The organism is Nocardioides marmoribigeumensis, from assembly GCF_031458325.1.
Lineage (GTDB): Bacteria > Actinomycetota > Actinomycetes > Propionibacteriales > Nocardioidaceae > Marmoricola_A > Marmoricola_A marmoribigeumensis.
Window position 1 is genome coordinate 2503734 of the sequence record NZ_JAVDYG010000001.1, and the last position, 25103, is coordinate 2528836.

21 protein-coding genes and 1 tRNA gene are annotated in these 25103 nt (G+C 74.2%); 19 read left to right on the forward strand and 3 right to left on the reverse strand.

Going from position 1 to position 25103, the window contains the following annotated elements:
• Positions 1-38 precede the first annotated feature (38 nt).
• From ssd to J2S63_RS11995, 8 genes are all read left to right on the forward strand, one after another.
• Positions 39-1112: a septum site-determining protein Ssd gene (ssd, locus tag J2S63_RS11960; RefSeq protein ID WP_310302326.1), complete on the forward strand. Its 1074-nt coding sequence runs from the start codon at positions 39-41 to the stop codon at positions 1110-1112.
• A 9-nt stretch (positions 1113-1121) separates the two neighbouring features.
• Positions 1122-2570, forward strand: coding sequence for an MFS transporter (locus J2S63_RS11965; protein ID WP_310302329.1), 1449 nt, complete (start codon positions 1122-1124; stop codon positions 2568-2570).
• A gap of 147 nt (positions 2571-2717) precedes the next feature.
• Entirely contained in the window at positions 2718-3962 is a 1245-nt protein-coding gene (locus J2S63_RS11970; RefSeq protein ID WP_310302331.1) for a TadA family conjugal transfer-associated ATPase, read from the forward strand.
• Positions 3959-4768 carry a type II secretion system F family protein gene (locus J2S63_RS11975; protein WP_310302336.1) on the forward strand — a complete coding sequence of 270 codons (810 nt, stop codon included), beginning with the start codon at positions 3959-3961 and terminating at the stop codon, positions 4766-4768. Before J2S63_RS11970 ends, J2S63_RS11975 begins: the two co-directional genes overlap by 4 nt.
• Positions 4765-5484, forward strand: coding sequence for a type II secretion system F family protein (locus tag J2S63_RS11980; RefSeq protein WP_310302339.1), 720 nt, complete (start codon positions 4765-4767; stop codon positions 5482-5484). Before J2S63_RS11975 ends, J2S63_RS11980 begins: the two co-directional genes overlap by 4 nt.
• A gap of 190 nt (positions 5485-5674) precedes the next feature.
• Positions 5675-5860 carry a DUF4244 domain-containing protein gene (locus J2S63_RS11985; protein WP_310302342.1) on the forward strand — a complete coding sequence of 62 codons (186 nt, stop codon included), beginning with the start codon at positions 5675-5677 and terminating at the stop codon, positions 5858-5860.
• Between the two features lie 10 nt (positions 5861-5870).
• On the forward strand, positions 5871-6311 hold the full coding sequence (locus J2S63_RS11990; protein ID WP_310302345.1) for a TadE family type IV pilus minor pilin: 441 nt from the start codon (positions 5871-5873) through the stop codon (positions 6309-6311).
• Positions 6308-6667 (forward strand): Rv3654c family TadE-like protein, encoded by a 360-nt coding sequence (locus J2S63_RS11995; protein WP_310302348.1) that lies wholly within the window; start codon positions 6308-6310, stop codon positions 6665-6667. The genes J2S63_RS11990 and J2S63_RS11995 overlap by 4 nt, the downstream gene beginning before the upstream one ends.
• Here the strand turns inward: J2S63_RS11995 and sftH are convergent.
• Positions 6649-9081 carry a DNA 3'-5' helicase SftH gene (gene sftH / locus J2S63_RS12000; RefSeq protein ID WP_310302351.1) on the reverse strand — a complete coding sequence of 811 codons (2433 nt, stop codon included), beginning with the start codon at positions 9079-9081 and terminating at the stop codon, positions 6649-6651. The two genes, J2S63_RS11995 and sftH, sit on opposite strands and share 19 nt — an antisense overlap.
• A gap of 83 nt (positions 9082-9164) precedes the next feature.
• Between sftH and J2S63_RS12005 the strand changes: the two genes are divergently transcribed.
• The 8 genes from J2S63_RS12005 to J2S63_RS12040 all read left to right on the forward strand — a co-directional run bounded on the left by J2S63_RS12005 (position 9165) and on the right by J2S63_RS12040 (position 21760).
• On the forward strand, positions 9165-9512 hold the full coding sequence (locus J2S63_RS12005; RefSeq protein ID WP_310302353.1) for an anti-sigma factor antagonist: 348 nt from the start codon (positions 9165-9167) through the stop codon (positions 9510-9512).
• Between the two features lie 34 nt (positions 9513-9546).
• Positions 9547-9987 (forward strand): ATP-binding protein, encoded by a 441-nt coding sequence (locus J2S63_RS12010; RefSeq protein ID WP_310302356.1) that lies wholly within the window; start codon positions 9547-9549, stop codon positions 9985-9987.
• 275 nt (positions 9988-10262) lie between these two features.
• Positions 10263-12647, forward strand: a complete 2385-nt coding sequence (locus J2S63_RS12015) for a sodium-translocating pyrophosphatase (protein WP_310302359.1) — start codon at positions 10263-10265, stop codon at positions 12645-12647.
• A 96-nt stretch (positions 12648-12743) separates the two neighbouring features.
• Entirely contained in the window at positions 12744-14249 is a 1506-nt protein-coding gene (locus J2S63_RS12020) for a DUF7059 domain-containing protein (protein WP_310302361.1), read from the forward strand.
• A 37-nt stretch (positions 14250-14286) separates the two neighbouring features.
• On the forward strand, positions 14287-16980 hold the full coding sequence (topA, locus tag J2S63_RS12025) for a type I DNA topoisomerase (RefSeq protein ID WP_310302365.1): 2694 nt from the start codon (positions 14287-14289) through the stop codon (positions 16978-16980).
• Positions 16981-17020: 40 nt separating this feature from the next.
• On the forward strand, positions 17021-19069 hold the full coding sequence (gene tmk / locus J2S63_RS12030) for a dTMP kinase (RefSeq protein WP_310302366.1): 2049 nt from the start codon (positions 17021-17023) through the stop codon (positions 19067-19069).
• Entirely contained in the window at positions 19066-20196 is a 1131-nt protein-coding gene (locus J2S63_RS12035; protein ID WP_310302369.1) for a DNA polymerase III subunit delta', read from the forward strand. The genes tmk and J2S63_RS12035 overlap by 4 nt, the downstream gene beginning before the upstream one ends.
• The gene (locus J2S63_RS12040) at positions 20189-21760 is read left to right on the forward strand and encodes an alpha/beta hydrolase (protein WP_310302372.1); all 1572 of its coding nucleotides are present in this window, start codon (positions 20189-20191) and stop codon (positions 21758-21760) included. Before J2S63_RS12035 ends, J2S63_RS12040 begins: the two co-directional genes overlap by 8 nt.
• Here J2S63_RS12040 and J2S63_RS12045 read toward each other — a convergent pair.
• On the reverse strand, positions 21715-22473 hold the full coding sequence (locus J2S63_RS12045) for a DUF5701 family protein (RefSeq protein ID WP_310302376.1): 759 nt from the start codon (positions 22471-22473) through the stop codon (positions 21715-21717). The two genes, J2S63_RS12040 and J2S63_RS12045, sit on opposite strands and share 46 nt — an antisense overlap.
• A 92-nt stretch (positions 22474-22565) precedes the next feature.
• On the opposite strand from J2S63_RS12045, the gene J2S63_RS12050 reads away from it, so the two are divergent.
• Together J2S63_RS12050 and J2S63_RS12055 are read left to right on the forward strand one after the other, a co-directional pair.
• A tRNA-Thr gene (locus tag J2S63_RS12050) sits at positions 22566-22641 on the forward strand.
• An 87-nt stretch (positions 22642-22728) separates the two neighbouring features.
• Entirely contained in the window at positions 22729-23724 is a 996-nt protein-coding gene (locus J2S63_RS12055; protein ID WP_310306679.1) for an aldose epimerase family protein, read from the forward strand.
• Between the two features lie 22 nt (positions 23725-23746).
• Here the strand turns inward: J2S63_RS12055 and J2S63_RS12060 are convergent, their stop codons facing one another.
• Entirely contained in the window at positions 23747-24661 is a 915-nt protein-coding gene (locus tag J2S63_RS12060) for a LysR family transcriptional regulator (RefSeq protein ID WP_310302379.1), read from the reverse strand.
• A gap of 126 nt (positions 24662-24787) precedes the next feature.
• On the opposite strand from J2S63_RS12060, the gene J2S63_RS12065 reads away from it, so the two are divergent.
• Positions 24788-25042, forward strand: coding sequence for a CBU_0592 family membrane protein (locus tag J2S63_RS12065; protein WP_310302382.1), 255 nt, complete (start codon positions 24788-24790; stop codon positions 25040-25042).
• Positions 25043-25103: the final 61 nt, after the last annotated feature.

Here is a 25103-nt window from a genome sequence, read left to right on the forward strand (position 1 = left end):
GCCCGGGCGCGAGCCGCCGCTCGGGCCACCCTGGCCGCATGACCGACCCGGCCCTGCTCCTCGTCACCGCTCACCCGACCCTGCGTGGAGAGGTGATGCGGCTCGCCGCGGCCGCCAACGTCGGGGTCGAGCTGCTGGCGCCCGCCGACGCACCGCGGCTCGCCGAGCGCTGGCGGGCCGCACCCGCGGTGCTGGTCGGCGACGACGTGGCCCCGACCGTGGCCGACCGGCTCCCCGGCCGGCGCGACGAGGTCTGGGTCGTCGTGGACGGTCCCGCCGACGAGCCGACGCTGCGCGGCGCCCTGGCCCTCGGCGCCGGCGGCGTGGTCGAGCTGCCCGGCGACGCCCCCGCGCTCCGGGCCTGGCTCTCCGACCTCGGGGACAGGTCCGGGGACCCGGTGGCGGGACAGGTCGTGGGCGTGCTCGGAGCCTCGGGCGGGGTGGGCGCGAGCGTGCTGGCCCTGGCGGTGGCAGAGCTCGCGGCCCGGGACTCACCGGCACTCCTGGTCGACCTGGACCCGTGGGGCCTGCCGGCAGGTGCGTTGGCAGGCACCTCGCCGGACGGGACGACGAGCACGGGCTGGGCCGAGCTGGCCGAGCTCGACGGCCGGGTCGGGGCGCGGGCGCTGCGCGAGAGCCTGCCCTCCCGCGACGGGCTGGGGGTGCTGGGGTGGGCCGCCGACACCCCGACGGCCGAGCTGCCTCGACGGGTCGTGCACGAGGTGCTCACGGCGGCCCGGCGGGGGCACGGCCTGGTCGTGCTCGACGTGCCGCGCTCCACCACGACCCGGGAGCTGCTCGCGCTGTGCGACGCGGTGGTCGTCGTGGCCTCGCCGTCCCTCGCCGGCACGGCCGGGGCGGCGCGGGTCCGGGCCCTGGTCCCGCCCGGGGTCGCCGCCGGGGTCGTCGTACGCACGGAGCGCGGAGCGCTGCCCGAGGACGTCGCGCGGCTGGCGGGTCTCCCGCTGTGGGGAGTGCTGCGGGCGCAGCGGAGCCTGGACGAGCACCTCGCGGCCGGTCTCGGCGCTGTGCGGTCGCGCCGTTCGCCCCTCGCCCGGGCGGCCCGGGACGTGCTCGCCGCCGTGGCGCGGGAGGTTGGTCGTCCTGTCTAGGTTGAGCGGGTGCGAGGGTCGACCGGGGTGGGGCAGGGCGCCCCCGACCCGGCACGCTGGCGGATCCTCGGCGTCACGCTGACGGTCGGGTTCATGGTGCTGCTCGACGTGACGATCGTGAACGTCGCGATCCCCTCGATGCGCTCGGCGCTGGAGACCTCAGCCGGCTCGATCCAGTGGGTGGTCTCGGGCTACGCGCTCACGTTCGGTCTCACGCTGGTGACCGGCGGCCGGCTCGGCGACGCCTACGGCCGCCGCCGGATGATGCTGATCGGCCTCGCCGGCTTCATCGCCGCGAGCGCCGCGGCCGGGCTGGCGCCCTCGATCGGGGTGCTGGTCGCCGCGCGACTGGTGCAGGGGTGCGCCGCGGGGCTGCTCACGCCGCAGAACTCCGGGCTCATCCAGACCCTCTTCAAGGGGCCCGAGCGCGGCACGGCCTTCGGCCTGTTCGGCCTCACCGTCTCGGTGTCCTCCGCGGTCGGCCCGGTCCTCGGTGGGCTGATCATCGCGCTGGTCGGGCCGGACTCGGGGTGGCGCTGGATCTTCCTGGTCAACGTGCCCATCGGGCTGGTGCTGCTCGTGGCGATCCGGGCGATGGTGCCGGGACGCGACCCGGACGGCGACGGGGACACCCGGCTGGACCTGGTCGGCGCGCTGCTCCTCGGGCTCACCGTGCTGCTCGTGCTCTTCCCTGTGGTGCGGGTCGAGGGCGGGTCGCGCACCCCGCTCCTGCTCCTGCTGCTGGTGCCCGTGCTGACGACCGGGTTCGTCCGGTGGGAGCGCCGGGTGGTCCGGCGGGGAGGCGCGCCGCTGCTCGACATCGGGCTGCTGCGCCAGGTGCCCGGCTATGCCAGTGGCATCGTCGTGGGCACGCTCTACTTCACCGGGTTCACCGGGATCTTCCTGGTGCTCAGCGTCTACCTCCAGGACGGCGTCGACCGCACCGCCCTCGCGACCGGCCTGCTGCTGGTGCCCTTCGCGGTCGGGTCCGCGGTCGCCTCGCCGGTGGCCGGTCGGGTCGTGTCGAGGATCGGTCGCCGGGTCACGGTCGGGGCCCTCCTGGTGATGATCAGCGGCATCCTGTCGGTGACGCTGATGGTCCCGCCGGTCGGTGGCGGCAGGTGGCTGTGGCTCGTCCTCGGCGTCCCGCTGCTCGTGGCGGGGCTGGGCGGCGGTGCCGTGGTCTCGCCGAACTTCACCCTGACCCTCGCCGACGTCCCGACCCGCATGGGCGGGGCGGCCGGGGGTGCGGTGCAGACCGGTCAGCGCATCGGCGCCTCGATCGGCGCCGCGGTGGTGATGACGACCTACCAGGTCGCGCTCTCGTCGTACGACGACCCGGGCGTCGCGCTGCGCTGGGCCCTCTCGTTCTCGCTGGTGGTCCTGACCACCGCGCTGGGCGCGGCCGTGTGGTCGTGGCGCTACGACCCCGAGTCCTCGGTCACCGTGCGCCCGTGAGCACCCCGCCGGGACGGGAGCGGGCTCCTGCCGGTGGTCGAGCCGGTCGGGGCCACTTCCCGTCCGCAGGTCGACCGAGCAGCCGGCTGTCCCCACGACGGGACGGGCGGGCCGGCACCGTCGCCGCCGCGCAGGATCGTGCCAGGCATGCCGCTCTCGTCCGTGCCGCCCGCCGACCGTCCCGCCCCGCCCGCCCCGGCCGCCCCGCCCGCCTCGCCCGCCCTGCCCGCCTCGCCCGACCCGGCCCTCGTCGCCCGCGTCCGTGACCGCCTGGCCGCCGAGGGAGGGGAGGGGTCGCTGACCCCGGCGGCCGTGGCGAGGGTGCTGCGCAGCGAGGGCCGACCGGTGGGCGACGCGACCGTGCTGACGGTGCTCGACGCGCTCCGCCGCGACGTGGTCGGGGCCGGTCCCCTCGAGGACCTGGTGCGGCTCGACGGGGTGACCGACGTGGTCGTCAACGGGCCCGACCAGGTCTTCGTCGACCGCGGTGAGGGCCTGGAGCCGGCGGCGGTCACGTTCCCCGACGACGCCGCGGTGCGCCGTCTCGCGCAGCGGCTCGCGGCCCGGGCAGGGAGGCGGCTCGACGACGCGACTCCCTATGCCGACGTACGCCTGGCCGACGGGACCCGCTTCCACGCCGTGCTCGCCCCGCTGGCCCGGCCGGGCACGTCGATCTCGCTGCGGGTGCCGCGGCGGCGGGTGTTCACCCTGGCCGAGCTGGAGGCCGCGGGGTCCCTCACCGGCGACGGGGCGGCACTGCTGCGGCAGGTGGTCGACGCGCGGCTGGCGTTCCTGGTCGGGGGCGGGACCGGGGCCGGCAAGACCACCGTCCTCAACGCGCTGCTCAGCCTGGTCGACCCGCGTGAGCGCCTCGTGCTGGTCGAGGACACCGCCGAGCTCGACCCGGCCCATCCCCACGTCGTCGGGCTGGAGGCGCGGCCGGCCAACGTGGAGGGGGCCGGTGCCGTCGACCTGCGCACGCTGGTGAGGCAGGGCCTGCGCATGCGCCCGGACCGGCTGGTGGTCGGCGAGGTGCGGGGCGCCGAGGTCGTGGACATGCTGGCGGCGCTCAACACCGGCCACCGCGGCGGCTGCGGCACCGTCCACGCCAACTCCGCGGCCGACGTCGTGACCCGCGTGGAGGGCCTCTGCCTCGCGGCCGGGCTCCCGTCCTCGGCGGCCCACGCCCAGCTGGCCAGCGCGGTCGAGGTGGTCCTGCACTGCGGGCGCGACCCCGACGGGCTCCGCCGCCTGGGGGAGGTGGCCGTCCTGCACCGGTCGGGCGACGGCGCGTGCCGGGCGGAGTCGGCGGTGCGGTTCCCCCGCGACGGCGCGGCCCTCGAGGGGCCCGGCGCCGACCGGCTCGCCGCCCTGCTCGCGGGTCGGTCGTGACCGCCTGGGTGGCCGCGGCGGCGGCTGCGCTCGCCGTGCTCGTGGCGCTGCCGGACCGGCCGACCGGACCGGCCGTGGTGCAGGCACCGGCAGAGGCGGGGTCCCGCGCGCGCGGACGTCCGCTCAGGCCGGTCGCCGAGGCCGGGGTGCTCGGGGGCGGTGTCCTCCTGCTCGCGACCCTGTCGCCCGCCGGGCCTCTCGTGCTGGGGGCGGTCGCGGTGGCCGGTCTCGTGGTGGTCCGGCTGCGGGCGGCGGCCCGCGCCGAGCGGGACGCGGCGGGTCGGCAGCAGTCGGTGCTCGACGCCTGCGAGGCCCTCGTGGGCGAGCTGAGGGCCGGCCGGCCCCTCGCGCCGGCCCTCGACGGAGCGTCCCGGGTGTGGCCCGACCTCGCCCCGGTCGCCCTGCGTGCCCGGCTCGGCGGCGACGTGCCCGACGCGCTGCGCGACCTCGCCGCCCGTCCGGGCGCCGACGTGCTCCGGCGTGCGGCCGGAGCCTGGGAGCTGTGCGCGAGCAGTGGCTCGGGCCTCGTGCACGCCCTCGACCTCGTGCTCGAGACGGTGCGCGCCGACCAGGCCGCGCGGCGACAGGTGCGCACCGAGCTGGCCGCCACCCGGGCGACGGCGCGCATGGTCTCGGCGCTCCCGTTGCTCCTCCTCGTCGGGGCGCAGGGTGCCGGGGCCGACCCGTGGCACGTGCTCCTGGCCACCGTGCCGGGGCAGGTCTGCCTCCTCGCCGGCACCGGCCTCCTCGGGGTCGGGCTGATGTGGATCGAACGCATCGCGCGCAGCGCGGTGGAGGACCAGTGACCACCGCCTGGGTGGCCGCCGTCCTCGCCGCGGCGGCCGCCGCCCTGTGCCTCCCACCGGCGCCGCGGCCCGTGCCCGGGCGCGACCGCGAGGCCCGGCCCGCACGGGCACGAGCTGCCCCGGCCCCCGCGACGTGGGCTGCCCTGGCCGCCGGCGCGGGCGTGCTGCTGGTCGCCCCGGGCCCGCTGGGACTGGTGGCGGCCGCCGTGGTCGCGCTCGGCGTACGCCGCAAGGTGGCGTCCGCCGAGACCCGGACCGCACGACGACGGCGCGTGGCGGTCGAGCAGGAGCTCCCGCACGTGGTGGACCTCCTCGCCTCCCTCATGGTCGCCGGCGCTGCTCCGGAGGAGGCGCTCGAGCGCGTGCGGCGGGTGGTGCACCCCGCCATGGCCGAGGAGCTGCGCCCGTGGTCCGAGCGGCTGCGCCTCGGGGCCGACCCCTCGACGGTGTGGACCGAGCTCGCGGACGACCGCCTGCTCGGTCGGCTCGGGGCCTGCCTGAGGCGGGCCACGGCCAGCGGGGCCCCCGTCGCCGACGCGCTCGACCGGCTGGGCGCCGACCTGCGCGCGGCCACGCGCGCCGGCACGCTCGAGCGGGTGCGCCAGGTCGAGGTGCGGGCCACCGCGCCGCTGGCCGCCTGTCTCCTCCCCGCCTTCGTCCTGCTCGGCGTGGTCCCCCTGGTGGCCGGCACCGTCGGCCGCCTCGGCATCGGCTGAGGGCCGCGCGCGGCCGTCGTGCGGCCGTCGTGCGGCGGCCCGCGCGGGGCCCGATGCCCTCCCCAGGCCGAGGGAGTGGCCCCCTCTCCGCAGATCGGCGGCCGCCCCAGCGGGAGGTGCCCGACCGCGACGAGAGTCGGCCCGTCAACACAGCCCGGGCACCGAGCCCGGACGATCGAGGAGGTCAAGGATGGTCACGTCACCGGTGGCGCGGACGCGTCGAGAGATGGGCGCGGTCAGCGCGGAGTACGCCGCGGTCACGGCCGCGGGCTGCGGGTTCGCGGGGGTGCTGATCAAGTTCCTCACCAGCGAGGCCGGCATGGCGATCCTGAAGAGGATCCTGGAGTTCTTCCTGGGTCTCGTCGGGGTCCGCTGAGATGGCCTGCGTGGAGGTCCGCGGAGGTCACCGGGCCTCCGCGCGGCCGGCGATCGTGCGCCGGGGCCGCCGCGCCGGCGGGCCCCCGGCCCCGGGCACCGCGCGGGCGGAGACGGGGGCCGTGACCGCGGAGGCGGCGGCGGTGCTGCCCGTCCTGGTCGCGCTCTGCCTCGGGCTCGTCTGGTGCCTCTCGCTCGTGGTCGCCCAGGTCAGGGTCGTCGACGGCGCCCGCGAGGTGGCCCGGGTGGGGGCCCGGGGTGACGGCGACGCGGTGGCGGTGCGGGCCGGGCGGCAGGTCGCCCCCGACGGGGCGAGCGTCCGGCTCGAGCGCCACGGCGACACCGTGGTCGCGGTGGTCAGGGTCCGCGTGCGAGGGCCGGGCGGGGTGTTCCGGCACCTCCCGGCCCCGACCGTGCACTCCCGCGCGGTGGCCGCGGCGGAGCCGTCGTGACCCACGGCGAGGGCGGGTTCGCCGTCCCGGTCGCCCTGGGTCTCGGTGGCGTGCTCGTCGCTCTCGGTCTGGCCGGCACGGCCGGCGGGCAGGTGCTGGTGGCCCAGCGCCGTGCCGCGGCGGCGGCCGACCTGGCCGCGCTGGCCGGTGCGGTCGCGGTGCAGCACGGCCAGGACGCCTGTCCGGCGGCGGTCCGGATGGCGCGGCTCGACCGGGCGTCACTGCGGTCGTGCCGCGTGGTCGGCGAGCAGGTCCGGGTGGTGGGGTCGGTGTCCGTCGTGCTCATGGGGCACCGGGTCGTGGTGCAGGCGCGTGCCCACGCCGGGCCACGCGACCGTCAGGAGCCGGCCGGGTGAGACGGCTCGTCCTCGTCCGCCTCCGCCAGCAGCAGGTCGAGCAGGACCAGGGCGGCGGCCTTGTCCAGCGGGTCGTTGCCGCTCCCGCAACGAGGGGACTGCACGCACGAGGGGCACCCGTCGGTGCAGTCGCAGGACGCGACCGCGTCGTGGGTGGCGCTCAGCCACGCCCGTGCGCGGGCGAAGCCCTGGTCGGCGAACCCCGCCCCTCCCGGGTGGGCGTCGTGGGCGAAGACCGTGAGCTCGCCGGTGTCGGGGTGGACCACCGCCGAGAGGCCGCCGAGGTCGCTGCGGTCGCACCCTGCCACCAGGGGCAGCAGACCGACCGCCGCGTGCTCGAGCGCGTGCACGCCGCCGGCGACGGTCGTCCTGGTGAGGCCGGCCGCCGCCCAGCGCGTCTCCGGGACGGTCCACCACACCGCGACCGTCGGGAGGCAGCGGGCCGGGAGGTCCAGCAGCTCCTCGCCGAGGACGACCCCGGTGTCCGCGGCGCGGCGGAGGAACGACACGACCTGCCGGGTCACCTCGACCTCGCCCCGCACCACGCGACTGTCCCCCCACGTGCGCTCGGCCGTCTCGTGACGCACCTCGAGCTCGGTGACGGAGCGGGCGGTGGTGGTGAAGCCCGGGTCCTCGCGGTGCAGCTCGGCCACGCCCTCGTCGAGGTCGAGCCGGTCCACCAGCCAGGTCTCGCCCTGCACCAGGTGGACGGCACCCTGGTGCACCAGGGCCGGCGCCGAGGCCACGTCGACCGTGCCGACGACCCGGCCGCTGCCCGTCTCGACGAGGGCGACGGGCGCCCCGCCGGAGGAGCGCAGGTCCGCGAGGTCGGAGGGCCGGCCGGCGCCGGTCCAGAACCACCGCGCACCCCGTTGCCGCAACAGCCCGGCCGCCGCGAGCGCGATCGCGCCCTCCAACGCCCGGTCCCCGAAGAGCCCCAGGTCGTCGTCGGTGAGGGGCACCTCGGCCGCCGCCGCGCAGAGGTGGGGCCCGACGACGTGCGGGTTGGTCGGGTCCAGTGCCGTCGGCTCCAGCGGGGCACCGAGGAGGACGTCCGGGTGGTCGACGAGATAGGTGTCGAGGGGATCGTCGCGGCCCACGAGCACGGCGAGCGCGGGCCCCCGGTCGCGCCCGGCCCGGCCGACCTGCTGCCAGAACGACGCGCGGCTGCCGGGGTAGCCCGCGATCAGCACCGCGTCGAGCCCGCTGATGTCCACGCCCAGCTCGAGCGCGTTGGTGGCGGCGACGCCGACCAGCTCGCCGCTGCGCAGGTCCGCCTCCAGGCGCCGGCGCTCCTCCGGCACGTAGCCACCGCGGTAGGCCGCCACCCGCCCGGCCAGGGCCGGGGCGACCGGGCGCAGCCGCTGCGAGGCCTGCAGGGCCACGGTCTCGGCGGCGTGACGTGACCGGACGAAGGTGAGGGTGTGGACGTCGTGGGCGACCAGGTCCGCCATGAGGTCGGCGCACTCCGCCGTGGCGCTCCGCCGCGTGCGGGCGTCCTGCTCCCCACCGCCGTCGAGGAGCGGGGGCTCCCACAGGGCGAGGGTGACCGGGCCGCGCGGTGCGGTGTCCTCCTGCACCGGCACGCACTCCAGGCCGGTCAGCGCCAGGGCCGAGGCGGCCGGGTCCCGCACCGTGGCCGAGGCCAGCACGAAGGTCGGGGACGCGCCGTACGCCGTGCAGACCCGGCGCAGCCGCCGCAGCACGGCCGCGACGTGGGCCCCGAAGACGCCGCGGTAGTGGTGGCACTCGTCGACCACGACGTAGGACAGCCGCGACAGGAAGCCTGCCCAGCGCTGGTGGCCCGGCAGCAGTCCGTGGTGCAACAGGTCGGGGTTGGTCAGGACGTACTCCGCGTGCTCCTGGGCCCACTGCCGCTGCTCCGGCGAGCTGTCGCCGTCGACGGTGCACGCGGCGAGGCCCGGCACACCGAGACGGCCGAGACCAGCCAGCTGGTCCTGCGCGAGCGCCTTGGTGGGGCTGAGGTAGAGCACCGTCGCCCCGCGCCGCCGGCCCCGGCGCGAGCCGAGCACCGCGGTCAGCGCCGGGAGCTGGAAGGCCAGTGACTTGCCCGAGGCCGTCCCCGTGGCCAGGACGACGTGCCGGCCCGCGTGCGCGTGCTCGGCGGCGAGCACCTGGTGCTCCCACGGCTGGTGCACGCCGCGGGCCTGCAGCGACCGCACCAGCTCCGGCGCGGCCCAGTCCGGCCACGGCGCCGTACGCCCCTCGCGGGCGGGGAGACGCCGGACGTGACGGAGCCGGTCGGCGCGCTCCGGGTCGACGGCGAGGAGCCGCGACAGCGCGCCGGACGACTCGTCCGTCAGCGGGTCGGGACGGGGGTCCCCGACCCGGTCCGAGCCCACCCGGGAGCCGCCCTCCTGACGATCCGCAGGGGCGGAGGGTGGTGATGCCACCCGGACAGTCTCGCAAGTCTGATTCAATGAGCGCTGGGACGGGACCACCCCGTCGGCACCAATACTTGCGACCAGGAGTTCACGTGGACCTGTCTCTCGAGACCCGGCAGGACAACGAGCACACCGTCCTGGAGGTGGGTGGTGAGATCGACGTCTACACCGCACCCAAGCTCCGCGACCGCATCACCGAGCTCGTCGACGCCGGCAACCTCAACCTCGTCGTCGACCTGGAGGGTGTGGAGTTCATGGACTCCACCGGCCTCGGTGTCCTCGTCGGCGGGCTGAAGAAGGTGCGCACCAACGGCGGCTCGCTCAGCCTGGTCTGCACCCAGGAGCGCCTGCTCAAGATCTTCCGCATCACGGGCCTGGGCAAGGTCTTCGCGATCCACGCCACGCAGGCCGAGGCGACCTCCGCCGAGCCGGCTCACTGAGCGCGGGCCGAGACCGACCGGGCCTCCTCCCCTCATGACTGCCGGCACCCTTCCCGGAGACACGCACGACCGCGAGGTCTCCCTCACCATCACGCGTGACCCGTCGCTGGTCCGCACGGTCCGACTGGTCGCGGCCTCCCTCGCGCGGCGCGCCGGCCTCGACGCCGCCGCCGTGGAGGAGGTGCGCCTGGCCATCGGCGAGACCTGCGCGGTGATGGTCGGTGTGGCACCCGAGGACGAGTCCGTGGCGAGTGCCTCCGCCGACCAGGTCAGCGTCACCCTCCGCGTGGAGGAGGGGTTGGTCGCCGAGATCAGTGGCCCGTCGGTCGCCCCGTCCGAGGACGCCGCGGGCGGCCCTGCCGAGCTGGCCGCGCTGGCCACCGACCCGTGGGCGCTGGTCCGCGGGCTCCTCGAGGACGTCGACGTCGTCGAGGACGGCGGGGCCACCTCGGTGCGGCTGCGCTGGTCGGCCTGAGCCCGACCCGCACCCGGTCGCCGCACGCACACCTCCCGGGCCTCCGGCGGGACACGCCGGGGTCCCATGCGGTGGGCCGCGTCCCGGTGACCGGGGCCGACACGTAGACTCCGGGCCGTTCGCGTGAGCCGCGTCACTGCTGGCTCCGCGTCGTCACGCACCCACCGGTCGGGCGAGTCTGCTCTCCGGGCCTTCCTGCGGGTACGCGACGGCGCCTCACCACGGAGGGCGCAAGCCCGAATCGGAGGAAACGGATGTCCCGGGTCTCATCCAGCGTGCGCAGCGCTGAGACCGCGGTGGACCTCTCCGGTGGCAACCTGACCCTGGTCATCATCGTCGCCGTCATCGCGCTCGTCGCGCTGGCCATGGCTGTGGTGTTCCGGAAGCAGGTCCTTGCCGCCGGCGAAGGCACCACCAACATGCAGAACATCGGTCAGGCCGTGCAGGAGGGCGCCTCGGCGTACCTCGCCCGGCAGTTCCGCACGCTCGCGGTCTTCGCGGTCATCGCGTTCGCGCTGCTGTTCGTGCTGCCCGCAGAGAGCGGCTCCATCAGGATCGGCCGGTCGATCTTCTTCGCGGTCGGCGCGGGCTTCTCGGCCGCCATCGGCTACCTCGGCATGTCGCTCGCGGTCCGCGCCAACGTGCGCGTCGCCGCGGCCGCGCAGACCGAGGGCCGTGACCCGGCGATGAGGATCGCCTTCCGCACCGGTGGTGTGGTCGGCATGGCGACCGTGGGCCTGGGCCTGCTCGGCGCCGCCACGGTCGTGCTCATCTACAAGGGAGACGCTCCGGCGGTCCTCGAGGGCTTCGGCTTCGGCGCCGCGCTGCTCGCGATGTTCATGCGAGTCGGCGGCGGCATCTTCACCAAGGCCGCCGACGTCGGTGCTGACCTGGTCGGCAAGGTGGAGCAGAACATCCCGGAGGACGACCCGCGCAACGCCGCGACCATCGCCGACAACGTGGGCGACAACGTGGGCGACTGCGCCGGCATGGCGGCGGACCTGTTCGAGTCCTACGCCGTCACGCTGGTCGCCGCGCTGATCCTCGGCAAGGTGGCCTTCGGCGACCAGGGACTCGTGTTCCCGCTGATCATCCCGGCCATCGGTGCGCTCACCGCGATCATGGGCATCTACCTGTGCCGCCCCAAGCCCACCGAGTCGGGCCTGACCACCATCAACCGGGCGTTCTACATCTCCGCCGCGGTCTCCGCGGTCGTGTGCGCGGTGGCGGCGTTCATCTACCTGCCGACCGCGAGCAAGGACCTCGACAACGCCGGCTCCGGGGGTGGCCTCCTGGGCCGACTCCTCCCGAGCGCCGGGTCGACGGACTTCAACCCCGCCCTCATCGGCGCCCTCGCGGTGCTCATCGGCATCGTGCTGGCCGCGGTGATCCTCTACATCACCGGCTACTACACCGGCACCGAGCACAAGCCCGTCCAGGACGTCGGCCGCACCTCCCTCACCGGTGCCGCGACCGTGGTGCTGTCGGGCATCGCGGTCGGCCTGGAGTCGGCGGTCTACACCGCGCTCGTCATCGGGGCAGCCGTGTTCGGCGCGTTCCTCCTGGGTGGCGCGTCCGTCACGGTCTCGCTGTTCGCCGTCGCCCTCGCCGGCTGCGGCCTGCTGACCACGGTCGGCGTCATCGTCGCGATGGACACCTTCGGCCCGGTCTCCGACAACGCCCAGGGCATCGCGGAGATGTCGGGTGACGTCGACGTCCACGGCGCGGCGATCCTGACCGAGCTCGACGCGGTCGGCAACACCACCAAGGCGATCACCAAGGGCATCGCGATCGCGACGGCCGTGCTCGCCGCGACCGCGCTGTTCGGCTCGTTCACCGACGCGATCACCAACGCCACCCTGGACCTCAAGGGTTTGGACCAGGCCGCCGGTGACCTCTCGGCCAACGAGCAGCTCGGCCTCCTCGGTGTGCTCAACATCGCCGACCCGGCCAACCTGGTCGGCCTGCTGATCGGCGCCGCGGTCGTCTTCCTCTTCTCGGGCCTCGCGATCAGCGCCGTCGGCCGCGCCGCCGGTGCGGTCGTGTTCGAGGTGCGTCGCCAGTTCCGCGACATCCCCGGGATCATGGAGGGCACCGGCCGTCCGGAGTACGGCAAGGTCGTCGACATCTGCACGCGCGACTCGCTGCGCGAGCTGGCCACCCCCGGCCTGCTGGCGATCCTGGCCCCGATCGCGGTCGGCTTCGGCCTCGGCCCGGGCCCGCTGGGCGCCTACCTCGCCGGTGCGATCGGTGCAGGCACCCTGATGGCGGTCTTCCTGGCCAACTCCGGTGGTGCCTGGGACAACGCCAAGAAGCTCGTCGAGGACGGCGTCCACGGCGGCAAGGGCTCCCCGGCGCACGAGGCGACGATCATCGGTGACACCGTCGGTGACCCGTTCAAGGACACCGCCGGACCGGCGATCAACCCGCTGCTCAAGGTGATGAACCTCGTCTCGCTGCTCATCGCCGCGGCCGTGGTCAAGATGACCTACGGCGACGACGCCAACACCGCGCTGCGCATCGCGATCGCCCTCGTGGCGACCGCGATCATCGTGGCCGCGGTGATGATCTCCAAGCGTCGCAGCGTGGTCATCGGGGAGGACCCCGAGCCCCACCCGGCCTCGCACGACGCGACGGGGCACATCACCCGGGTCGACTGACCCTCTGCTCTTGTCCGGTCGAGCGGGCGCTCCGGCGCCCGCTCGACCGGACGAGGCGTTTTTTGGGGGCCGCGCCATCACGTAGGTTCGGGGCTCGTGGACGCACCCCTCCTCCCCGACCCCGTCACCGACCGTCTCGCCGAGGCGCTGGACGCCGCCGGCTTCCGGTACGACGCCGTGGCCGGCCTGCTCGGCCCCCTCGCCCACGCCGCCCTGTCGCGCAACGAGACGACCCCCGCCATGCGGGCCACGACCGGTGGGTCGCCGCTCGAGACGCTGACCCGGCTGTGGCCGCTCCAGGCGCCGGTCGACGTCGACGCGGTCGAGCGCGCGCTGCCCGGTCTGCTCGACCCGCTCTGCGTGGCGGGGGTGCTCGAGCGCAGCGTCGGGAGCGTCCGCGCCCGCCTCGACGTCCGCCCGTACGCCGACGAGGACCACGACTGGTGGGTGGTCAGCGACCTCACCCCCGGCCTCGACGGCACGGGGACCCGGCAGGTCTCCGACCACGTGCTGGGGATCTCGTCGGCCTCCTCGTCCCTCGCCCAGCTGACCGTACGACGGCCGGTCGGCCGCGCGCTCGACCTCGGCACGGGGTGCGGGGTCCAGGGGCTGCACCTCGCCGCGCACGCCCGCCACGTGGTGGCCACCGACGTCAACCGGCGGGCGCTCGCCGTCACCCGGCTCAACGCCCGCCTCAACGGGGTCACGCTCGACGTGCGGGAGGGGTCGCTCTACGAGCCCGTCCGCCGCGAGGAGTTCGACCTCGTCGTGACCAACCCGCCCTTCGTGGTCTCGCCGGCCACGGGTGAGCGGCTGGTCTACCGCGACTCCGGCTTCCCCGGTGACGAGATGGTCCGCCGGGTCGTCACCGGTGCGGCCGAGCACCTGGCCCCGGGCGGGGTCGCGCAGGTGCTGGCCAACTGGGTCCACGAGGACGGGCTGCCGTGGGAGGACCGGGTGCGCGGGTGGCTCGGTGACGACCTCGACGCCTGGGTGGTGCAGCGCGAGGTGCTCGACCCCGCGCAGTACGTCGAGCTGTGGCTGCGCGATGCCGGCCACGACCGCTCCGCGGACTACACATCCCGCTACGACGCGTGGCTGCGGTGGTTCGAGGAGCAGCGGGTCACCGCGATCGGGATGGGCTGGCTGGCGCTGCGCCGCACGGCCGGAGCGGGCCGAACACCCGTCGTGCGCCTCGAGGACTGGCCCTACGACGTCGAGCAGCCGCTCGGCACCGAGATCGCCGACTGGCTGGACCGGGTCGAGCTGCTCGCCGGGCTCGACGACGCGGCGCTGCTCGCGGGCACCTGGCGCACGCGCGCCGACGTACGCCAGGAGACCCTCGGGCCGCCCGGGGCGCCCGACCCGGAGGCGATCGTGCTGCGCCAGCAGCGGGGGTTCCGGCGTGCGCGGCACGTCGACACCGTCGAGGCCGCGCTCGTGGGCGCCAGCGACGGGGACCTGCCTGCCGGGCGCCTGCTGGAGGCGATCGGCGAGCTGCTGGGGCAGCCGGTGGACGTGGCGGCGGGGGCCGCGACGGTCCGCGGGCTGGTCACCGACGGGTTCCTGGTGAGGCCGTCCACCGCCCATGTGGCACCCTGAGCCCGGGAACCACCGTCTGCAGAGAAGAGAACCGCACGTGGCACAGGACGCGACCGGCTCGGGCCAGAAGCTCGTGATCGTCGAGTCGCCCGCCAAGGCGAAGACGATCGCCGGCTACCTCGGCCCCGGCTACGTCGTCGAGTCGTCGATCGGCCACATCCGCGACCTCCCGCAGAGCGCCTCCGACATCCCTGCCTCGATCAAGGGTGAGCCGTGGGCGCGTCTCGGGGTCGACGTGGACAACGACTTCACGCCCTACTACGTGGTCAGCAGCGACAAGAAGTCGCACATGACCAAGCTCAAGAAGCTGCTCAAGGAGTCCGACGAGCTCTACCTCGCCACCGATGAGGACCGCGAGGGCGAGGCCATCGCGTGGCACCTGCAGGAGGAGCTCAAGCCCAAGGTGCCCGTGCACCGCATGGTCTTCCACGAGATCACCAAGCAGGCCATCCAGGCCGCGGTCGCCAACCCCCGCACGCTCGACACCGACCTCGTCGAGGCGCAGGAGGCACGCCGCATCCTCGACCGGCTCTACGGCTACGAGGTCTCGCCGGTCCTGTGGAAGAAGGTCATGCCGCGGCTGTCGGCCGGCCGGGTCCAGTCGGTCGCCACGCGTCTCGTGGTGGACCGCGAGCGGGCGCGCATCGCCTTCCGCTCCGCGTCCTACTGGGACATCGAGGGCACCTTCGACGCCGGCGAGAGGCACGAGGACCGGATGTTCCCGGGCCGCCTGCACGCCGTCGACGGCTCCCGCGTCGCCCGTGGGTCGGACTTCGAGTCCACCGGGCAGCTCAAGTCCTCAGGCGTGGTCCACCTGGAGCGCGCCCGGGCCGAGGCGCTGGTCAACGCCCTGCACGACACGACGTTCGAGGTCCGCTCGGTCGAGTCCAAGCCCTACCGCCGCCAGCCCTACGCGCCGTTCCGCACCACGACGCTGCAGCAGGAGGCCTCCCGCAAGCTCGGGATGACCGCCTCGCAGGCGATGTCGGTGGCGCAGCGGCTCTACGAGAACGGCTTCATCACCTACATGAGGACCGACTCGACGACGCTGTCGCAGTCGGCGGTCAACGCGGCCCGCGACCAGGTGCGCGACCTGTACGGCGCGGAGTACCTCCCCGACAGCCCGCGGACCTACGCCTCCAAGGTGAAGAACGCCCAGGAGGCCCACGAGGCGATCCGCCCCGCCGGCGAGACGTTCCGCACCCCGGCGCAGACCGGGCTGGCGGGCCAGGAGTTCCGGCTCTACGAGCTGATCTGGATGCGCACCGTCGCCTCCCAGATGAAGGACGCGGTCGGCCAGTCGGTCTCGGTGCGCCTCGGCGGCCAGGCGAGCACCGGCGAGGACGTGGTGTTCGCCGCGTCGGGCCGCGTGATCACCTTCCACGGCTTCCTCAAGGCCTACGTCGAGGGTCGTGACGACGAGTCCGAGAGCGACGACAGCCAGGCCCGGCTCCCCGCGGTCGAGGAGGGCGACGAGGTCTCCGCGGCCGCGCTGCAGGCGGCGGGCCACGAGACCAAGCCGCCGGCCAGGTTCACCGAGGCCACGCTGGTCCGGGAGCTCGAGGAGCGCGAGATCGGGCGCCCGTCGACGTACGCCTCGATCATCGGCACGATCATCAACCGCGGCTACGTCTACAAGAAGGGCTCCGCCCTCGTGCCCTCGTGGGTGGCGTTCTCCGTGGTGCGGCTGCTGGAGGAGCACTTCGAGCGGCTGGTCTCCTACGAGTTCACCGCGGGCATGGAGGACATCCTCGACGAGATCGCGGGCGGCCGGAAGGACCGGGTCAGCGAGCTCGCCGAGTTCTACTTCGGCAGCGACTCGGTCGAGGGCCTGCACAAGCTGGTCACCGAGCTCGGTGACATCGACGCCCGCGAGCTCGCGACGTTCCCCGTGCCCGACCCCCAGGGCGAGGGCGACCACGGCATCGTGCTGCGGGTCGGCCGCTACGGCCCCTACGTCGAGGACCGCGACGGCGAGCGCGGCAACGTGCCCGACGACCTCCCGCCCGACGAGCTGACCCCCGAGAAGGCGCGCGACCTGATCGCCAACCAGTCCGGCGGCGACGTCGAGCTGGGCACGCATCCCGAGACGGGCTTGGCGATCGTGGCCAAGGCCGGTCGTTACGGCCCCTACGTCACCGAGGTGCTCCCCGAGGACGCGCCCAAGAAGGAGAAGCCGCGCACGGCCTCCCTCTTCAAGTCGATGTCGCTGGAGGAGATCACCCTGGAGCAGGCGGTCCAGCTGCTCACCCTGCCGCGGGTGGTCGGCGTCGACCCCGAGTCGGGGGAGGAGATCACCGCCCAGAACGGCCGCTACGGGCCCTACCTCAAGAAGGGCACGGACTCCCGCTCGATCGAGTCCGAGGAGCAGCTGCTCACGATCACCCTCGACGAGGCGCTCAGGATCTACGCCCAGCCCAAGCAGCGCGGGCGCGCGGCGGCCAACCCGGGCAAGGAGCTCGGCGAGGACCCGGCCAGCGGCAACAAGGTGACGGTCAAGAGCGGGCGCTTCGGCTACTACGTCACCGACGGGGAGTACAACGCGACCCTGCGCCAGGGCGACGACCACGAGACGATCACGCTCGATCGCGCCGCCGAGCTGCTCGCCGAGAAGCGCGCCAAGGGCCCTGCGCCCCAGAAGCGCGGCGCCAAGAAGACGGCGAAGAAGTCGACGGCCAAGAAGACCACCAAGAAGGCGACCGCCAAGAAGACCACGGCGAAGAAGAAGTAGTGGGTGGTCGAGCTTGTCGAGACCACGACGAGCCGACGAGGTGATCTCGACAGGCTCGATCACCGGGGACGGGCCCGTCCTACGGGTCCCGGGGTTCCGCCGGCTGTGGATCGGGCTCGGGCTCTCCAGCCTCGGTGACTGGCTGGGGCTGCTGGCGCTGACCGCGATGGCCAACCTCATGGTCGAGGGGTACGCCGCGCGCAACTACGCGATCGCCGGCGTGCTCTTCCTCCGCGTCGTCCCGGCGCTGGTGGTCGGACCGGTCGCGGGCTACGTCGCCGACCGCACCGACCGCCGTACGGTCCTGGTCTGGGGCGACTACGTCCGCGGGCTGCTGTTCCTCTCGATCCCGTTCGTGGGCGAGCTGTGGTGGGTCTTCGTGGTCACCGTGCTGGTCGAGTCGGTCAGCCTGGTGTGGGGGCCGTCCAAGGACGCCACCGTGCCCAACCTGGTCTCGCCCGCGCAGCTGGAGTCGGCCAACGCGATCAGCACGACGACGACCTACGCCTCGGCCGTGCCCGCGGCCGCGCTCTTCGCGCTGCTCACCACGGTCGACCGGCTCTTCCCGTCGCTGCTGGGCTTCCTCGAGCGGGGCGCGGTCGACCTGGCCCTGTGGCTCAACGGCATCTCGTTCATCGTCTCGGGCCTGGTCATCGCCTCCCTGCACCAGATCCCGCGCGGCCCCGCCGACCTGCACGGCGAGACCAACCTCGTCGCAGCGGTGCTGCACGGCTGGAGGTACGTCGTGGGCACGCCGCTCGTGCGCGGGCTGGTCACCGGCATGGTCGGTGCGTTCGCCGCCGGAGGGGTGGTGGTCGGCCTGGCGAGGACCTACGTCGACGACCTCGGCGGCGGCGACGCGGGCTACGCCGTGCTCTTCGGAGCGGTCTTCGTCGGCATGGGGCTCGGGATGTGGCGCGGGACGCGGCTGCTGAGGCGGATGAACCGCCGTCGCGTGTTCGGCTTCGCCCTCGTCGGGTGCGGGCTCCTCCTGGTGCCGCTGGCGCTGGTGCCCCACCTCGAGGTCGTGGTCGGGCTCGCCGTCGCGGTCGGGTTCCTCGCCGGGACGGCGTGGATCAACGGCATGACGATGCTCGGTCTCGAGGTGCCCGACGAGGTGCGCGGGAGGACGTTCGCGTTCGTCGGGTCCGCCGTACGCCTGGCGCTGGCGCTGGTCCTGGCCGTCGCCCCGCTGCTGGCGGGCCTGGTCGGCACCGTCGCGTTCGGCCCCGAGGTGGCCGGCGGTGGGAGGCTGTTCGAGTACGGCGGCGCCGCGGTCACCATCGTGCTCGCGGCCCTGCTGCTCACGGTTGTCGGCGTGCTGGCCTACCGTCTGATGGACGACCACGAGGGAAGGTCCCTGTTGAGCGATCTGAGCGGCGCCCTGCGGCGCGAGGCGGGCGCGGCCACCGACCCGCTGGCGGCGACCGGCGCCGGCGTCTTCACCGAGCGCGGCGTCTTCGTCGCCTTCGAGGGCGGCGAGGGCGCGGGCAAGTCGACCCAGGCGCGACGCCTGCAGACGTGGCTCGAGGCCGAGGGCTACTCCGTGCTGCTGACCCACGAGCCCGGTGACACCGAGGTGGGCCGCGAGCTGCGCCGCATCGTGCTCGACCCGCAGACCGGCGTGATCTCGCACCGCGCCGAGGCGCTGATGTACGCCGCCGACAAGGCCGAGCACGTCGACCGCGTCGTGCTGCCCGCCCTGACCCGCGGCGAGGTGGTGGTCACCGACCGCTACGTCGACTCGACGATCGCCTACCAGGGCGCGGGCCGCGACCTGCTCGACGACGACGTGGAGCGCATCGCCCGGTGGGCCACCGGCGACCTGCGACCCCACCTCACCGTGCTGCTCGACGTGGCGCCCGAGCACGGCCTGACCCGCTTCGAGGAGCGCGACCGCATCGAGGCCGAGTCGGCCGACTTCCACGAGCGGGTGCGCGCGATGTTCCTGCGGCTGGCCGAGGCGCAGCCCGACCACTACCTCGTCGTCGACGGCCGGCAGACGCCCGAGGAGATCGAGGAGCAGGTGCGCGAGCGGCTGCGGCCGCTGCTGGTGGGAGCGTCCCCGCGGGACGGAGCCACCGCGTGAGCGTCTTCGACTCGCTCGTCGGGCAGGCCCCGGCGATCCAGACCCTCCAGGCGGCGGCTCGTGGGCACGGCATGAGCCACGCATGGCTGGTCACCGGTCCGCCCGGCTCCGGGCGCTCCAACGCGGCGCTCGCGTTCGCCGCGGCGCTCCAGTGCGAGCAGGCCGGGTGCGGCGAGTGCGAGGCGTGCCGCACGGCGCTGGCGGGCAGTCACCCCGACGTGCTCGTGCAGAGCACCGAGCGGATGATCATCTCCGTCGACCTGGCCCGGGAGTGGGTGCTGCGCGCCGCCCTCAAGCCCATGCGTGGGCGCTGGCAGATCCTCGTCGTCGAGGACGCCGACCGGCTCAACGAGCACGCCAACAACGCGCTGCTCAAGGCGATCGAGGAGCCCCACCCCCGCACGGTGTGGATCCTCTGCGCGCCCAACCCCAGCGACGTCCTGCCCACCATCCGGTCCCGCTCGCGGACGCTGCAGCTCACGACCCCCCACCTCGAGGAGGTGACGCGCTTCCTGGTCGAGCGCCACGGCGTGCCCGAGGCCCTCGCGGCCTACTCCGCCCGTGCCGCCCAGGGTCACATCGGCCGGGCCCGTGCGCTCGCGCTCGACGAGGCCGTGCGCAACCGGCGCCGCGAGGTGATCACGTTGCCCGCCAGGCTGCGCGGCCTCGGCGACTGCATGACGGCGGCGGCCAACATCGCCGACCTGGCCAAGCAGGACAGCGCCGAGCAGATCGAGGCGTTCCGCACGCGCGAGTTCAAGAACGTCGAGATGGTCTACGGCGAGGACCGCAAGGCCCGCTCGACGGTGTCCGCACGGGCAGCGGTCTCCCAGCTCGACAAGGAGGTCAAGGCGCGGGAGCGGCGCGCGGTCAACGACAGCGTCGACCGGGTGCTGATGGACCTGGTCTCGGTCTACCGCGACCTGCTCCTGCTCCAGCTCGGCTCCACCAAGCCGCTGGTCAACGAGGAGCTGCGGCCCGACCTGACCGAGCTGGGCCGCCGCACGACGCCCGAGAGCAACCTCCAGCGCATCGACGCGATCTACGCTGCCCGCGAGCAGATGCTCGAGTTCAACACCCCACCCCTCCTGGCGCTGGAGTCGATGATGGTGGCACTTCGTGCCTGAGCCCGCCCGTCTCCGCTCGACCCTCGCGACCGCGCTGGTCGCCGCCCTCGCCCTGTCCGCCTGCTCCGGCGCCGGCGACGCCGGTCCCGAGCCGCGGCCGGTCGAGACCAGCACGTCGACCTCGGCGTCGGCGTCGTCCTCCAGCGGCACGCCGGCCACCGAGGACGTCCCCGCGGGTCTCGAGGACTACTACGGGCAGACCCTGGACTGGCAGGACTGCCGCAAGGGTGACCAGTGCGCCACGCTCGAGGTCCCGCTCGACTACGCGCAGCCGCAGGGCCGCACGATCGAGCTGTCGCTGCTGCGCGTGCCGGCCGGCGACCAGGACAGCAAGGTGGGGTCGCTCCTGGTCAACCCCGGCGGCCCGGGCGCGTCCGGGGTCGACTACGCCGCCGCCGCCACGACCTACTTCAACAAGCCGATCCGCACCTACTTCGACATCGTCGGCTTCGACCCGCGCGGTGTCGGTCGCAGCGACCCGATCGACTGCCTGAGCGACGAGCAGCTCGACGAGTTCGCCGCCTCCGACCCCGACCCCGACGACGTGCCCGAGCAGCAGCTGTCCGACGCGCTGCTGCGCCAGTTCGGCGAGGGCTGCCTGGCTCGGTCGGGCGCGCTCACCCGCCACGTCTCCACCGAGGAGGCGGCCCGCGACATGGACGTGCTGCGGTCGGCGCTGCGGCAGCCCAAGATGCTCTACTTCGGCGCCTCCTACGGCACCTTCCTCGGCGGGACCTACGCCGACCTGTTCCCCGACAAGGTCGGGCGGATGGTCCTCGACGGTGCCGTCGACCCGACGGTCAGCCTGGTCAAGGGTGCCGAGGTCCAGGCCAAGGGGTTCGAGACCGCGCTGCGGGCCTACGTCGGCCACTGCGTCGACAAGGGCGACTGCTACCTCGGCGACAGCGTCGACGAGGGGATCGGCAGGATCCAGGACCTCCTCGAGCAGACCGACGCCGAGCCCCTGCCGGCCGCCGAGGGCCGGCCGCTCACCGAGGGCCTCGCGGTGCTGGGGATCTGGGCGCCGCTCTACAACCGTGACTTCTGGTACGCCCTGGACGTCGGCCTCAAGTCGGCCTTCGCGGGCAACGGCAAGGTGCTGCTCCAGCTCGCCGACGCCTACCTCAACCGAGGCAAGGACGGCTACAAGGACAACTCGGGCGAGGCGATCTACGCCGTCAACTGCCTCGACCGCGACGAGTGGGTCGACCCCGGCGAGGTGGCCCGCGTGCAGGGGCCGATCATCAAGGCGTCCCCGACCTTCGGCCGGCTGTTCGCCTGGGGCCTCACCGCGTGCGGGTCATGGGCTGTCCACAGTGGCAAGAAGCCGCACCCGCTCCGGGCGACCGGGTCCGCGCCGATCATGGTCGTGGGCACCACGCGCGACCCGGCAACGCCGCTGTCGTGGGCCGAGGGCCTGGTGAGGCAGCTCGACGACGCCGTGCTGGTCAAGCGCGACGGCGACGGGCACACCGGCTACAAGGCCGGCAACAAGTGCGTCGACGAGGCGGTCGAGGCCTACCTCGTCTCCGGCACGGTCCCCCCGGACACCGTCAGCTGCTGACCCTGCTGACCCTGCTGACGCTGCTGACCCTGCTGAGCCGGTCGAGGCGCCGAGCGCGCCTCAGGGCCTGGCGCTGACCGACCACGCCCGGTGCACGACGCGAACCCCAGCCACGTGTGCCGGTTGTTCCACCAGCACCACCCGACCTTGGGCGCACCCCGGCGCCCGGCACCGTCGCGGCCGGTCCCGCGGCTGATCCAGATCGCGGGCGTGCGCGCGTCGTACCCGCTCGGACGGGGGCGCCGGCTGCCGACGGTCATGAAGCAGTGGTTGTCGGCCAGCACCGCGGGCACCTGGAGCAGCCAGGAGATCCCCTCCTGCAGCGTGAGCGGGCTGCGTCCGCGGCGCTCGAGCTCGGGCAGTGCCTCGGACGGCCGCCGGTCACGAAGGTCGTCACCCCGGTCGAGCCCGTGGACGAGGTAGGCCTGCCCCGCGGGAAGCCCCACGGTCGGCAGGAACTTCTCCACGTCGGTCAGGTCCTCGACGACGAAGCCCGTCCGGTCGCCCAGAGTGAGCAGGGTGGCGAGGAGATCGACCGGCACACTGCCGGGAGCCAGCGCCACGAGCGCGCCGTCCGTCCCGTGGTCGAGCGGCTCCCGAGGGTGGAGCTCGTCGAGACCAGGCACCTCCAGACCCAGCGACCGCAGGCGCGCGACCTGCTCGGCGATCGGTGGCAGTGCGGGCACGACAGACGTGAGCGGGTCGGTGGCCATGGACCGCCAACGTGGCAGGTCAACCGGTTGTTCCCGGCTCGCCGACGCCCCCTATACTCGGCTCCCGTGGCTCGCCGACGTGCGAGCCGCTGGCCGCCTTAGCTCAGTCGGTAGAGCGATTCACTCGTAATGAATAGGTCGTCGGTTCGATTCCGACAGGCGGCTCCATCTCCAAGCCCTCGCTCCCGCCCGAGCACGCCGACAGCCTGGAGGCGATGACGCGGATGACCACCACCCGACGACGCCGGTTCGGCGCTGCCCGACGGCCACGAGGTCGAGGTGCTCGTGGTCGGTGCCGCGCCGGGGCCCGTGGTCGAGGTGCTCACGCTCGGGGCGGCGCTGCACACGCTGACCGTCACCTGCGGGGACGGGGTCCGTCGCAACGTGGCCCTCGGGCACCGCAGCGTGGAGGACCGCCTGGCCAGTCCGGCGTACGTCGGCGCGACCGTGGGGCGCTATGCCAACCGGATCGCGGGGGCGTCCTTCGAGCTCGACGGGCGCGAGGTCCGGCTGGCCGCCAACGAGGACGGGAACTCGCTGCACGGCGGACCGGACGGGTTCGACCGGCGACTGTGGGAGGTGGTCTCCCAGACCGAGGACGAGGTCGTGCTCGAGCTGGTGAGTCCGGACGGCGACCAGGGCTTCCCGGGGACGGTGACGGCGCGGGTCGCCTACCAGGTGGACGGGGACGGCGTGACCATCGAGCTGACCGCCACCACGGACGCACCGACCGTGGTCAACCTGACCCACCATGCCTACCTCAACCTCGACGGCCAGGACGCCGGCACCGTGGACGACCACGTGCTCGAGGTGCCGTCGGACCACTACCTGCCCGTCCTGGAGGGGATCCCGACCGGCATCGCACCGGTCGACGGCACCCCGTTCGACCTGCGAGCGCCGACCCGGGTGGGCCAGGCCGCCCGCAGCGGCCACGAGCAGGTGGCAGCGGCGTGCGGTCTCGACCATTGCCTCGCCGTGCGCGGCGACGGCCTGCGCCGGCACGCGACCCTGTCGACGCCGACCACCAGCACGCGGGTGGAGCTGTGGTCCGACCAGCCCGGGCTGCAGGTGTTCACCGCCAACTTCGACGCACCGGTCCCGTCGCTGGCCGGCGGCATCTACCGCATGGGGGACGGCCTCGCCCTGGAGCCGCAGCTGTTCCCCGACACCCCGCACCACCCGCAGTGGCCCTCGGCCGTCCTGCGACCCGGTGAGACCTACCGCTCGCGCATCGAGTGGCGCTTCGCCTGACGCTGGTCCCGCCGGGCCGGGCTCACACCAGCTCCTGGCCGAGCGACGCAGCGGCGTCGCGCACCAGGGTCGCCACCGCCTCGACGGCCTCGACGTCACCGGTGTCGCGCTGACGCAGGACGATGCGGCGGGTGCCGAGACCGGGGACGTCGAGCACGTCCACGCCCTCCATGGTCTGCAGGTGCAGGGCCAGCGACGGGAGCAGCGTGAAGCCCTCCCCGGCCGCGACCAGTGCGACGGCGCTCTGGAAGTTGGCGAACGTGTGGACGGGCGCGGTGCGCACGCCGAGCGAGCGCCGCACGCGCCGCACGGCCTGCCAGCTCGCGGCCGACGGCTCGGCGCCGAGCCAGGGCAGCGGGAGCCGCGCCAGGTCGACGACGTCACCCGCGATCGTGGTGCCGGCCGGGACGACGAGCTTCCACGGCTCGTCGAGCAGGGGCGTCTCGCGCACGCCGCGAGGGAGCGCGCGGTTGGGCTCGCCGGCGTCGAGCTCGACGACCGCGAGGTCCAGCTCGCCGGAGCGCAGGGAGCGCACCAGGGTGTCGCGGTCGGACTCGACGATGTCGAGGTGGATGCGCGGGAACCGTGCACGCCACTGCGGCAGCTGCGGCAGCAGGACCGTCACCAGGAAGGTCTGGAACGTCCCGAGGTGCGCCGAGCCGACCGTGTCGGAGTCCTCCCCGACCAGGCGGGCCCGGGCCTCCTCGAGCGACCGCTCCACCTCCTCCGCGGTCTCGGCGAGGGTGTGCCCGGCGGCAGTGAGCACCGCCCCGCGAGGCGTGCGGTCCAGGAGCGGGCGGCCCACCTCCAGCTCGAGCCGGGCGAGCTGCTGGGACACGGCTGACGCGCTGACGCCGAGCTCGTCAGCCGCCGCGAGCACGCCGCCGGCGCGCGCGACCGCGAGCAGGAAACGCAGGCGTCGGGGGTCGATCTCCACTTAAGCAATGCTAAAGGCGGAGTGCAGAGATCTGCGATTGATCTGAACGTCTGGGGACCTCACCATTGTCCTCGGACGGGCGCGGATCGCGACGTCATGGCTGCGAGGACAACGGAAGGCGGGCGCATGATCGCGGCGTCGCTGGGCTGGATGGGCACGATCGGGACGATGCTGGCCTACGTGCTGATGGCCAACGGGAGACTGGTCGCGACGTCACGGACGTACGCCGCGATGAACGTCGCCGGAGGCGTGCTGGCCGGCGTGGGCGCCATGGCGTACGCCGCGTGGCCGAGCGTCGCGTCCAACGTGATGTGGGCCGCCATCGGGGCCTGGTCCTTCCTCAGCGCCACCCGGGTCGCGCACGCGCGTCGTACCGCCTGAGCCCCTTCCCGTCGGGCCCTTGGCCGGCGACTGTCGGCGATATATCGTCTGACTATCGCGA

Excerpts from the sequence above, each read along its gene's own strand:
- J2S63_RS12045 (WP_310302376.1), bottom strand. The coding sequence starts at position 22,473 with ATGGCCACCGACCCGCTCACGTCTGTCGTGCCCGCACTGCCACCGATC.
- J2S63_RS11985 (WP_310302342.1), top strand. The coding sequence starts at position 5,675 with ATGGTCACGTCACCGGTGGCGCGGACGCGTCGAGAGATGGGCGCGGTC.
- J2S63_RS12065 (WP_310302382.1), top strand. The coding sequence starts at position 24,788 with ATGATCGCGGCGTCGCTGGGCTGGATGGGCACGATCGGGACGATGCTG.
- ssd (WP_310302326.1), top strand. The coding sequence starts at position 39 with ATGACCGACCCGGCCCTGCTCCTCGTCACCGCTCACCCGACCCTGCGT.
- J2S63_RS11970 (WP_310302331.1), top strand. The coding sequence starts at position 2,718 with ATGCCGCTCTCGTCCGTGCCGCCCGCCGACCGTCCCGCCCCGCCCGCC.
- J2S63_RS12010 (WP_310302356.1), top strand. The coding sequence starts at position 9,547 with ATGACTGCCGGCACCCTTCCCGGAGACACGCACGACCGCGAGGTCTCC.